This window comes from Deltaproteobacteria bacterium, from assembly GCA_030690165.1.
Classification (GTDB): domain Bacteria; phylum Desulfobacterota; class GWC2-55-46; order UBA9637; family UBA9637; genus JACRNJ01.
Map to the genome: position 1 here is coordinate 56,013 of JAUYHF010000006.1, position 12,129 is coordinate 68,141.

Annotated in this window: 7 protein-coding genes; 5 read left to right on the forward strand and 2 right to left on the reverse strand. The window is 44.2% G+C overall.

Features of this window, described 5'->3' with window-relative positions:
* The first annotated feature begins 133 nt into the window (after positions 1-133).
* From Q8P28_01100 to Q8P28_01120, 5 genes are all read left to right on the forward strand, one after another.
* The gene (locus Q8P28_01100; GenBank protein MDP2681392.1) at positions 134-529 is read left to right on the forward strand and encodes a Gfo/Idh/MocA family oxidoreductase; all 396 of its coding nucleotides are present in this window, start codon (positions 134-136) and stop codon (positions 527-529) included.
* Between the two features lie 150 nt (positions 530-679).
* Entirely contained in the window at positions 680-3,136 is a 2,457-nt protein-coding gene (locus tag Q8P28_01105; protein MDP2681393.1) for a PBP1A family penicillin-binding protein, read from the forward strand.
* A 3-nt stretch (positions 3,137-3,139) separates the two neighbouring features.
* Positions 3,140-4,135 (forward strand): GTP 3',8-cyclase MoaA, encoded by a 996-nt coding sequence (gene moaA / locus Q8P28_01110; GenBank protein MDP2681394.1) that lies wholly within the window; start codon positions 3,140-3,142, stop codon positions 4,133-4,135.
* A 110-nt stretch (positions 4,136-4,245) separates the two neighbouring features.
* Entirely contained in the window at positions 4,246-5,133 is an 888-nt protein-coding gene (ccsB, locus tag Q8P28_01115) for a c-type cytochrome biogenesis protein CcsB (GenBank protein MDP2681395.1), read from the forward strand.
* 6 nt (positions 5,134-5,139) lie between these two features.
* Positions 5,140-6,660: a cytochrome c biogenesis protein ResB gene (locus Q8P28_01120; protein MDP2681396.1), complete on the forward strand. Its 1,521-nt coding sequence runs from the start codon at positions 5,140-5,142 to the stop codon at positions 6,658-6,660.
* A gap of 67 nt (positions 6,661-6,727) precedes the next feature.
* Here the strand turns inward: Q8P28_01120 and Q8P28_01125 are convergent, their stop codons facing one another.
* Both Q8P28_01125 and Q8P28_01130 read right to left on the reverse strand, forming a co-directional pair.
* On the reverse strand, positions 6,728-7,840 hold the full coding sequence (locus Q8P28_01125) for a DNA recombination protein RmuC (protein MDP2681397.1): 1,113 nt from the start codon (positions 7,838-7,840) through the stop codon (positions 6,728-6,730).
* A gap of 39 nt (positions 7,841-7,879) precedes the next feature.
* A complete protein-coding gene (locus Q8P28_01130) occupies positions 7,880-12,112 on the reverse strand; it encodes an acyl-CoA dehydratase activase (GenBank protein MDP2681398.1) in 4,233 nt (1,410 codons plus the stop codon).
* Positions 12,113-12,129: the final 17 nt, after the last annotated feature.

Genomic DNA, 12,129 nt, shown 5'->3' on the forward strand with positions numbered 1-12,129 from the left:
ATTTTCTTCAGTCTTTGTCTTTTCTTAACACAGCGCTGCCTTTTTTTCAAACAAAATAAGATATGAATGCACTTGACAGGGAAAAACATCAGAGTATAATTTTTGGATAAAGTATCATATAGGAGGAAAGCTTATGGGAAAAAAGAAAGAGATACAGATAGCTATTGTCGGGTTAGGCAAGATTGGAAGCACCTTTTTAAAAAAGCTGCTTGAGAAAGAAAGACAGGGGATTACGCTCATGGGCGTGGTAGAGCAGAACAAAGATACGCCGGGGATAGAATTGGCTAAAGACAAAGGGATAAAAATATACGACAGCCTTGATAAGCTGTTATATCTCAGCCAAGAGGTGGATGTAATATTTGACCTTACAGGCAATATTGATGCAAGAGAGAACCTGAGAGGCGGTCTGGCAAGAGCCAGAAACCAGCACACCGTCATTGTCCCGGAAGTAATAGCATTTCTCATTTGGAATCTCATAGCGCAAGGCAGCGAAGAATTCCCGGAAAGCGAAGCAAAACTGGGCTATTAACAGCCTGTTAAATTGTTTTGGCGCAGACCAAAACCGATTTTCTTTTTTTCCAAGGCTGAAGCTTTGCCCTACATGTCTTGCTGAACCAGCGTAAGGGGTTTTTTTTACATATCTTGCCTTATCTTATTTTTTCTGTTATTATTTTCTCTTGTGAAGAGGTTAAAACCTAAAAACAGGTTAAAGCTGCTTGCTGTTATCATTAGCGCATTTATTCTTATTACTGTAGCGCTTCCATTCGGCGTCTATCTCTATTTTACAAGCGCCTTACCACAGTTAAATTCACTGCATGAATACAATCCCAATATAATCACAAAGATATATTCCGGCGACGGCCAGGTTGTTGGCGAGTTTTACATAGAAAGACGGATTGTAGTTCCCTTCTCAAAAATCCCGCCCCGGCTTATAAGGGCATTTCTATCTGCAGAGGATGCTCAATTTTACCAGCATAAGGGGGTAGACTACTGGAGCGTCCTGCGCGCCTTTTACAGGAACATCACTGCAGGCAAGATTGTGCAGGGTGGAAGCACTATTACACAGCAGGTGGCTAAATCATTTTTTCTTACCCCTGAAAGGAGCGTAGGAAGGAAGATAAAAGAGGCGCTGCTGGCCTACAGGATTGAAAAAAGCCTTTCAAAGGACGATATACTTCATCTCTATCTCAATCAGATATATCTGGGAAACGGCGCCTATGGCGTTCAGGCAGCGGCAGAGGCATATTTTGGCAAGGATGTGGGAATCCTTAACCTTGCCGAGGCAGCGCTTCTTGCCGGCCTTCCGAAGGCGCCGAGCAAATACTCTCCATACCATTATCCGGATGTGGCGAGGCAGCGGCAGGAGTATGTGCTGCGGAGGATGATAGAAGAGGGTTATATTACAAAGGATGAAGAAGAAAAGGCGCTTAGATATACGCTTAAACTGAAGCCAAAAGAGATAAAAAGCCTCTGGGTCGGACCGTATTTTACAGAGCATGTGCGCAGATATATAGATGAAAAGTACGGCGAAGACCTTCTCTATAGAGGCGGGCTTCAGGTGTATACAACGTTGAATGTAGAGTTTCAGGAGGCTGCAAACGAGGCAGTAGCCTTTGGATTAAAAGAGCATGACAAAAGGCGCGGCTACAGAGGGCCGGTAAAAAGATTGGCAAAGAAAGATGAAATGGATGCGTTTCTCACGGAAGTGATAACAGAATTAAACGGAAAACAGCTTGAAACAGGAAAGATATATGAAGGGCTTGTAACAGCCGTAGATACACAGGGGCAATATTTTTTAGTAAATATCGGCGCTCATAAAGCCCGGCTTGCATTTGAAGACGCAGCATGGGCAAAACTATACAATCCGACTGATGACCCTGATGGCGGGAAAAATCAAGATATTACCCGTGTTATAAGAATTGGCGATGTTATAAAAGTCGCTGTAAAATCGGCTACGAACTCCGAACTTATATCTGTTACACTGGAACAGGAACCGCTCACCCAGGCGTCTCTGATTGCGGTGGAGCCTCAAACAGGCTATATAAGGGCCATGGTTGGAGGGGCGGATTTTACAAAAACCCAGTTTAACAGGGCTGTACAGGCAAAGCGGCAGCCGGGGAGCGCATTCAAGCCGATTATATACGTTGCCGCCCTGGATAAAGGCTACACGGCTGCGTCTGTAATCATAGACTCGCCCATTATCTTTGAGGAAACCGTAAAAGGCCCTGTAACAGGCGTTGACATGGAAACCGAATGGAAACCCAGAAACTTTGAGGAGAAATTCTACGGACCGACAACCTTCAGGCAAGCCCTGACACATTCCAGAAATGTCGTAACCATAAAGATTTTAAAGGACATTGGCGTGGGTTATGCGATTGAATATGCAAAAAAACTCGGCATCCAGTCTCCATTGAATAACGACCTCTCCCTTGCCCTGGGGTCATCCAGCCTGTCTCTTTTGGAGCTTACCAACGCCTATTCCACATTTGCAAATATGGGCAAAAGGGCAGAGCCAATCTTCATAACAAAGATTACAGACAAGGCAGGGAATGTCCTTGAAGAAACTCCATCTCCAATCCTTCAAGATGTTTTAAGCCCGCAGACCGCTTTTATAATGACAAATCTTTTGCAGGGTGTTATACAGGATGGAACCGGCCAGCGGGCAAAGGCGCTCGGAAGACCTGCCGCAGGCAAGACCGGAACTACAAATAATCTGAACGATGCATGGTTTATAGGTTTTACCCCGAATATTCTTGCAGGCGTATGGATAGGTTATGATGGTGAAAGGCCGCTTGGGCACATGGAAACAGGGGCAAGGGCGGCTCTCCCGATATGGCTGGAATTCATGCAAAAGGCAGTGGCAGGAACTTCCCTTAAAAGTTTTTCTGTTCCTGAAGCCGTTGTATTTGCCAAAATAGATATGACGACAGGCAAGCCTGTAACTTTAGCGACAGAGAAGGCAATCTTTGAGGTGTTTAAAGAAGGAACAGCGCCAACGGATTCTGCAAACGCCGCCGGAGGCGCTGGCGCAGTTGACGGAAATACTCCCACTGAAAGGTTTTTTGAAATGGATAGAGGCGCATCAACAGAGGGAAAACCCCCTGCTGATTCTTCTGAAGATGAAAAAATGGATTAAATTATGTCCCAAAAGCTTATTGACTCATACAACCGTCCCATAGACTATCTGAGAATATCGGTTACAGACCGTTGCAACTTAAGGTGTGTTTATTGCATGCCTTCTGAAGGCATAGCGCTCATGAATGCCGATAATATCCTGCGGTATGAAGAACTCATGAGGGTTGCAGCCATTGCAGTAAAACACGGCATAACAAAGATAAGGATTACAGGCGGAGAACCGCTTGTCCGTAAAGGGATTGTAGAATTTATAGAAGAACTGGCAAAATTGAAAGGTATTATAGACTTAAGCCTTACAACAAACGGCGTCCTTCTTAAGGAGTTTGCGCTTTCGCTGAAAAGGGCGGGGCTTACAAGGGTAAATGTGAGTCTGGATTCTTTAAATAAAGAAAGGTTTCATAAAATAACCAGAGGAGATTTTCTTGAAAATGTCATGGATGGGCTTGAAGAGGCGGAAAGGGCAGGCTTAAGCCCGGTAAAGATAAATTGTGTGGTGATAAAAGGCTTCAATGATGACGAAATTCTGGATTTTGCCTTGCTCACAAAAAAGAAACCATTTCACATAAGATTTATAGAGTATATGCCGTTTGAGGCAGAGGCTGCATGGGATAGAGATAAATGCATTTCAGCATCGCAAATAATGGAGAAGATAAACAGCCTTCAGAACCTTATTCCGCTTGGAAACCATGAAAAGAGGACAGGCCCTGCAAGGAGATATAAATTTATAGACGGCATCGGCGAGATAGGTTTTATAAACCCTGTATCAGACCACTTCTGCGGCTCATGCAACAGACTAAGGCTTACAGCAGACGGAAAGCTCAGAACATGCCTGTTTTCTGATGATGAGGTGGATATAAAAGCAGCTATTAGAAATAACTGCACTGACAGAGAAATAGAAGATCTTTTATTCAGGGCTGTAAAAGAAAAACCGGAAGGGCATCGTATCAATGACAATATCTTTAAAAAGTGCAGCAGAACAATGAGCTTTATAGGAGGATAGAAAATTCGCCGCTGCTCCTATCTCTATTTACCCGCCCATTTTTTTATCTCCTTTTAAAATAAAATCAACACCTTGTCAATACAATTGAAATATGTTATTTAAACTCCACCATGTCAAATCTGGAAACAATACTATCAAGAGACAGCTATATACTCGCTGTAGAAATAAGGCTTTTTTGGCTCGTAGCCCTGATATACGGGGTCTGTCTTATCTTATATCTCATCCACCTTGCCACCAAAAAGACCGGCCCCGGAAGATTGGGCACAAACATGCTCTGGCTTGGCGTAATCACCCATGCAGGCCTTATACTTTTAAGGACATTCGAAGGCCAGAGGGCGCCTTTTCAAACCCTTTATGAAAGCCTGTCATGGTTTGCATGGTCAACATCCATTGCATACCTCTATGTAGAAAGACGATGGAAAGATATTTATCTGCCTGGGATTCTTGTAACAGCGCTCTCAATGGGGGCGTGTCTGTATGCCCTGCTAACGAGAAGCCCTGCTGTAGAACCGCTTTCACCTCCGCTTCAGAGCTATTGGTTTGAGTGGCATGTGGCGCTTGCATTCTTATCCTATGCTGTCTTTGTCGTAAGCTGTTCAATAGAGATAATCTATCTTGCGATAAAACCTTCTGTAAAAAAAGGCCTGAGACCGGAATATGGCCTTAATACAAATAATCTTGAGACATTTCACAGACAGTCTTTCAGGCTTGCCTTATTTGGCTTTCCACTTCTTACATTCGGCATATTTTCCGGCGCTGCATGGGCAAACGAGGCATGGGGCAGATACTGGGGATGGGATCCAAAAGAGACATGGTCGCTAATCACATGGACGGTATTTGCCATATACCTCCATTCCATGTCAATACCAAGATGGAATAAACTGCCCGCGTCAATATTCAACATACTCGGCTTTATATGTATGCTTATGACATTTATAGGCGTAAACTGGCTGGCAAGGCTTCTGGGAATACCAAGTTTACATTTGTATGCGATGTAAATAAAAATGATTATTCTAACAAAAATAAAATCTATTAACTGGCAGGGCATTCGTGAAAATAAAATCTATAAGAGATTTGCATCCCTTAAGACCTCTTGTATATTTCTTGGCATTCTGATCGGGTTTTATATCATAGGAACCATCTTTCCGCAGGGCGCCGGGCTTGACGATTATATAAAATCAGGGGGCGGTTTTACATCCTTTGTTATTTTCTTTGACCTTCTGAATATATTTAATACCCCTGGTTTTTTAATCGTCGTATCCCTTCTATCTATAAATCTGACAATCTGCGCCTTTGAAATATTTTTGATACTCCGGAGCCAGAGGAAAACCGTATCAGAGGGATTGCAATTTACTCCTCAATTTACATTACCATTAGATATAATCCCGCAATTGGAGGACACGGGAGAAATTGTAAAAGAGATATTTAAAAAAGAGCTTGGATTTACAGAAAAGACATTCGCATGCCCGGAAACAAATCCCCGATTGTTTCTATCGGGGATAAATATAATGGAAAAAGGCTGGTCTTACAGATGGCTTACATGGGGTTACCATCTATCTATCCTCTTTTGTTTCTTTGGTTTTTTTATGACATATATCTTTGCATTTGAAGACGGGATTACCCTCTATCCGGACGAGGCTGCAACAATAAAACCTGCCGCAACAAACAGATGGAATAAAAGCTGGGGCAATAAACCGCAAGAACTTGATTTCAAACTTATGCTTGATGAATTCATAACAGAGTATAATCAATTTCCGAAATTGGATTATCCTGCTGATAAACTCTCAAGACTCGCAATTGCCATGGGCTGGAAGGACCCGAAATATCTGCTGAAAGATGAATCCTATTCCCCAAAGGACTGGAAGAGCAGGGTTAAGGTAATAAAAGGAAAACAGGTGGTTTTAGAAAAGACCATTGAGGTAAATGACCCTCTCTCATATCAGGGCATAACCTTTTATCAGGCCGCTTATAAGCAAATGCTGAAGATACAGATTGATGATAATCCCATATCGCTTGAGACAGAGGCCGATCATGAGTTAATTATACCCGGCATAGACGGCATGCTTAAGTTTGGCGCAATAAGAACAGGGACGCTCTTTAAAAAAGACGGCGGAACAGAAAAAATAAAGACATTTACAGAGGCCGCGCTTATAAGAAAAGACAAGAGCGGAAAAACAGAAACAGAAAAACTCGGCAAACTTGAACATGACGGAAGCCTGTATATAGACGATAAAAGGATTAGCCTCAAGGAATTTAAAGAGGCGTCTATTCTGAGCTATCGTTACGACCCCGGCGTTCCGATACTATGGTGGTCCGGGGTTACTCTGCTAATTGCTATGGCATTAAGGGTATTCGGGGCATGGTACAGGATAATATACAGGCTTGAGGAAAAAGACGGCATGCCTCATCTGCTACTTAAGATAAAAACAAGGGGGCTTATGGCAGACGAGGAAAGGCTCATAAAGAGGTTGAAACACTCGCTGGAAAAATGGGCAGAACCGATAGATTTAGATACGCCTGTTTAAAATCCCACCAACCCCCCTTAGACATAATGCCCGGCTAAAGGCATAATTTTCAATAATCTCATCCGCTTCACAAAAGTGTCTTTTGCTCCCTTCCAATAGAGCTTGTGTCCGCCTCAAGACCTTTGACATCTTCAAGACTCGAAAGCCTGTCCTGAAATCTTTCGAGTCTTTTGCCAGCCTCGTCATATTTTGTCCGCGCATTATTCAAATGAGTGCCGACAACCTCAAAATCCTTTGAAAATCTGTCAAAATCTCCTTTAAGCCTTTCAAGGCGCGACAATATCTCCTGCGCCTGCCCGCTTATCTCCATGCCTCTTAATCCAAGAAGTATTGTCTGTAGATAAACATAAAAGCTGTTTGGTGAAACCGGCACAACCTTCTTTGCAAATGCGTAGCCGGCTATGCCCTTTTCTTCGCCAAATGACTCATCTTTTATAATGGTCTCGTAATATACATTCTCGGCAGGGATATACATCAGGGCAAAGCTGAATGTGCCTTCATCAGGCTGGATATACTGGTCTGCAATGGCGTCTATGTGTTTTTTTACATCCGATACAAATCTTTTTCTGTTGAATTTTCTTTCCTCATCTGTCGGGCTCTCAAGAAGTCTTTTAAAATTTTCCAGGGGAAATTTTGAATCTACAGGCACAAGGCCATGCGCGAGTTGTATAACAGCATCCACCCTTGAGCCGTTTTTGAAAGTGTATTGAAGTTTGTAGTTTGTCGGCGGAAGTATCTGGCTAAGAAGGTCGCCCAAAAAAAGCTCGCCGAGTCCGCCGCGGAGTTTTGGCGACCTGAGTATCTCCTGCAAGCTCGCTATATCCTTGCCGACATCAAAGACCTGTTGTGTTGCCTTTGAAAGTTCTCCAAGGTCTTTTTTTACATCGCCAACAACCCTTGCCGCATTGTCCATCCTCTGACCCAACTGGCCTGTCGCATTCTGAAGCTGCTGGGTAACTGAATTTAACTGACTGTTTACCTGGGCCGTAACATTGCCAAGCTGCTGGTTAATGGTCTGGATATTGACAGCAAGGTTTTCTGAAAGCTGCTGGCGGAGATTTAATATCTCCTGCTGCATCAGGGAAAGGGCTGGGTCTGTCCGCTGCTTTCTGGAACTTAAGATATTCCAAAGTATGAGCAGTATCAGGACAGATAAAAGTATTGTGATAGTGATTTCCATATAAATACAGGCAATAGGCGAGAGGCAATGGGCAAAAACCTATTGCCCATTGCCTGTCCTTTCCATATACTCCCTTGCCTGATGCACAAATGCCTCCATCCGCGTCTTTGAGTTTGTATCTTCAAGTCCTTCATAGACCATATTGAGATATGGGATATTGCCATTTTCTTCCCGCACCTTTTTAAGCACAGCGTTCACAACCGTGCCAGGCATACATGTAAACGGCATTGCATTGACAATACCATGCGCGCCCTTTTGTATGTAGTCCATTGCCTTGCCGACGCTTAAAGCAGCCTCGCCTTCAAATGAATCATGGATATAAGGCATTGAGAGACTTAAGACCTCCTCTGTGGTCGGCTCATGGCCTTCTCTCAAATCTCCGTCAAGGATATTCAGGAATTTATGCTCATCCCGCCGCTGGAAAAAGTTATTTACAGCGGTCCTGATAAACAGGCCATAGTGCCCGCGCTCCCAGTTTCTCCTTTTGGCGCAGAAGTTAGTGTAATAAATCCATTCGCCAATCGGAGGCAGCCTTACCTCTGCGCCAAGCGCCTCAAGCTGTTTTACAAGGTCTTCATTGCTAAACCTGTTGCTCCTCACATATATCTCGCCTACAACGCCGACAATCGGCTTATCTTTTTTCTCATGGACGGGTATGGCAAGGAATGCCTGCTTTGCCTCTGTCAGTTCCTTTGCAGGGAATCTCCTCTCCCTTACGGCGGCGCATATTTTATGTATGCTGTCCCAGTATGCCTTTTCTGTTTCGCCGGAGATTTTTTCATAAGGCCTTGTCTCTCTTAGCCGTTTTTCAAGTATGTCTATGGCAACTATGCCCCACCATGCAAGCCTCGGAAAATTGCCGCCGACCATCCCCAACTCCTTGTAAAATGCCTCATCCTGGTCAGGCGCATAAACAGGCACATCCTTATACCCCATCTCGTCAAGTATCAGCCTGTGATAGCGGTTATACTGTCCGAACCTGCACGGCCCGTTGCCGGAAGGCATAAAAAACGCCGAACTTTCAGGGGCAAAGTCAGGTCTCTTTATAATCTTTATCATATCGCCGGTTGTTAAGATGCTCGGATAGCATTCCCTGCCTGAACTATATCTTTTGCCCCATTTAAGCGTTTCATCATCCGGTTCAGGTATAATCTCCGCCTCAATGCCGCATGCCTCAAATGCCGCCTTCATCCCATACACAGCATCAGCCATATTCGGCAGATAAATCTTTTTCTTTAAGCCTGTCCTGTGAACCGCATTCTGTTTTTCCCGACCACTGACCTCTGCCCCCTTACCCCTTTTTCTTATATTTCTCAGACTGTCAAGAAACGCCTCGCACCTCGTTATCGCGCCTGCATCAGCAGAATGCTCGTCTATCTCAAGTTGAAGAAATGGTTTCCCTTTTGCCGTGTCTTTAAAAAAGTGCGTGATAAATGAATCAGGCCCGCAGCCAAAATTTGTAAGGTAGATTGCGTAGAGATTGGGATTTGCGTTTACAAGCCTTGCGGTTGCAAGTATCCTCTGCCCTGATTTCCAGTACATATCCGCGGCCATGGTATCATCTATTTCATCATCCACAGGGAGCATATCAAACGGTATGGCAAGGACACCCATATCCCTCAGCTTCTGCGGCAGTTCAAGGTTAATGCCATTATCCATCGTGTTATACGGCCTGCCTGCAATAACAAGGGTAATATCTTTTATATCCCTCAGAACCTCTCTGCCTCTTTCCTGCATCCTCCTGTAGAAATTTCTCTGGCCTTCCTCTGCAATCAGAAGGGCATTATCTATTTCTTTCTTTTTTCTGCCAAGCATGTCTCCAAATTCATAAAATTCTTTTTTCATGACCTTTTCAGGCTTGTTAAAATGAAAAACCGGTTTTAACACTTCAATGCCAAGTTCCTTAAAATTAAAAGCGGACTCCGACAGATACGGCATTGTCTGGACATAAGGGCAATGGTATGTGAAGGTATGACTCTGTTTTACTGGCCTTAAGTTTACTATGCTTGGAAGAAATATCCTTTTAGCGCCTTTATTTATCAAATCCTGAATGTGACCATGGCTGATTTTTATTGGAAAACAAGTCTCTGCAACTACCCTCTCAACCCCTTCTTTGATAATCTCCCTGTTTGTGGGCGCTGAGAGAATAACCTTAAATCCAAGCTCATTAAAAAATGCCTTCCAGAACGGATACATCTCATACATATATAGTATCCTCGGCAAACCGATTGCAGGCGCATCCTCAGGAAGGGTTTTGCCTTTGTATGATGAAAATAAAATCCTTTCCCTCTCCTTATAAAGATCCGGCATTGGTGAGTTTCCCTTTGACGCCATGCGCACATCATACTTTTCGCACCGGCTGCCGTAGTAGAGAGGCTCCTCCCCTTCAACAACAACCTTTTTTATATCGCATATATTTGAGCAGTCCCTGCACTCAAATGATGCAAGGGTGTATTTCTTCTTGCTTAAGTCAAAACCCTTGAAGTTGGTCGGCTTATTTGGATCTTTTTCCTGCATTGCAAGCATTGCGGCGCCTATCGCGCCTGTAACATCGTGGTTTTCAGGAACAGTTATCTTTTTGCCTGTAACCTTTTCAAATGCGGCAACAACAGCGAGGTTTGCCGCTGTGCCTCCCTGAAAGAATATATTATCCCCAATCCTTCTGTCGCCGACAACCCTGTTCAGATAATTATGAACAATGGAATACGAAAGCCCTGCAACAAGCTCATCCCTGCCTGCGCCCTTCTGCTGATGGTGAATCATATCGCTTTCAATAAAGACCGTGCATCTCTCTCCCATTGATACAGGGGCAGCGCAGCCTAATGCAAGACTGCTGAATTCGCCCTTTATTGATATGCCGATCCTCTCTGCCTGCTCTTCAAGAAATGAACCTGTGCCTGCGGCGCATACCTTATTCATATCAAAATCAACAACAACGCCGTCTTTTAACGCAATATATTTTGAGTCCTGACCCCCTATCTCAAAGATTGTGTCCACTGTGGGATCAATTACCGCTGCCGCAGTTGCCTGGGCAGTAATCTCGTTTCTTATAACATCCGCGCCGACAAAATCGCCTGTAAGATACCTGCCTGAGCCTGTTGTACCTACGCCGATGACTTCCACTTTATCTCCGCATTCTTCCCCCACTTCTTTAAGCCCCTGCCTTACTGCCTCTATTGGCCTGCCTGCGGTTGGAAGGTATCTTCTGGAAATTAGCTTCATATCTTTATCTATCAGGATTACATTTGTGCTTGTGGAACCGACATCTATTCCGAGATAAGCCTGAACACGTTCACCGTTTGGGGACAGATTTGAAATCTGTCCCCAGTAACCAGTCTTATCGCTCTGCGATGGATGTTTTTCAGGCCGTGAAAGGCGGTCAAGCCCCTTTCCCTTTTTCCTGCCAAATTTTATATAATCCTCAAACTCTTTAAGCCCCTTAAATTGACCAATGCCCTTTCCTTTCTCCATCGCATTAAAAACAGAACCAATAGCGCCCATTGAAGTGAAATATTTTGGTATGATAAATTCATTGTCAGAAAGCTCAAGAACATCCTTAAATGCCTTTCTCACGCCAGGATTTGCGGCAACACCGCCCTGAAATGCCACAGGCCTCGTAAACTCCTTTCCCTTTCCGATAGCGCTTTTAAAGTTTCTCGCAACTGCATAGCAAAGCCCTGCAACAATGTCGTAGTCCGGTGTTGCAGCCTGTTGAAGGTGAATCATATCGCTCTTTGCAAACACGCTGCACCTGCCTGCAATCCTTGGAGGATTCTGCGACTTAAGGGCAAGTTCGCCGAATTCCTCAATCGTAAGATTCAGCCGTGTTGCCTGTTGGTCAAGAAAAGAACCTGTTCCTGCAGCGCATACCGAGTTCATCTGAAAGTCCTCAATCCTTGTCCTGCCTGAAACGGCATCCGGAGCAAGAAGTATCAATTTGGCGTCCTCGCCGCCCATTTCTATCACTGTTCTTACCTCAGGATGGAAATATTCGGTGGCCTTTGACTGGGCAATGACCTCATTTACAAAACTTGCGCCTATAAGAGGGGCAATGAGTTTTCCGCCTGAGCCTGTAATGGCCACCCCATTTATTCTCTGCATGGGAAACCTTGCCAGCACATCCGAAAGAACCGCGAAGGTAGTCTCCATCGGCTGACCCTTTGTCCTTGTATAATGATATTCAAGGATATTCCTGTTTTCATCAACAACTACTGTGTTGACGCTGACAGAACCGATATCAATGCCTATAAAAACAAATCCGTTGCTATTCAAGACACACCTCCGGTTTA

What these genes read in the sequence shown, in the direction of transcription:
- Q8P28_01120 (MDP2681396.1), top strand. Translation starts at nt 5,140, where the DNA reads ATGATTATTCTAACAAAAATAAAATCTATTAACTGGCAGGGCATTCGT.
- moaA (MDP2681394.1), top strand. Translation starts at nt 3,140, where the DNA reads ATGTCCCAAAAGCTTATTGACTCATACAACCGTCCCATAGACTATCTG.
- ccsB (MDP2681395.1), top strand. Translation starts at nt 4,246, where the DNA reads ATGTCAAATCTGGAAACAATACTATCAAGAGACAGCTATATACTCGCT.
- Q8P28_01100 (MDP2681392.1), top strand. Translation starts at nt 134, where the DNA reads ATGGGAAAAAAGAAAGAGATACAGATAGCTATTGTCGGGTTAGGCAAG.
- Q8P28_01125 (MDP2681397.1), bottom strand. Translation starts at nt 7,840, where the DNA reads ATGGAAATCACTATCACAATACTTTTATCTGTCCTGATACTGCTCATA.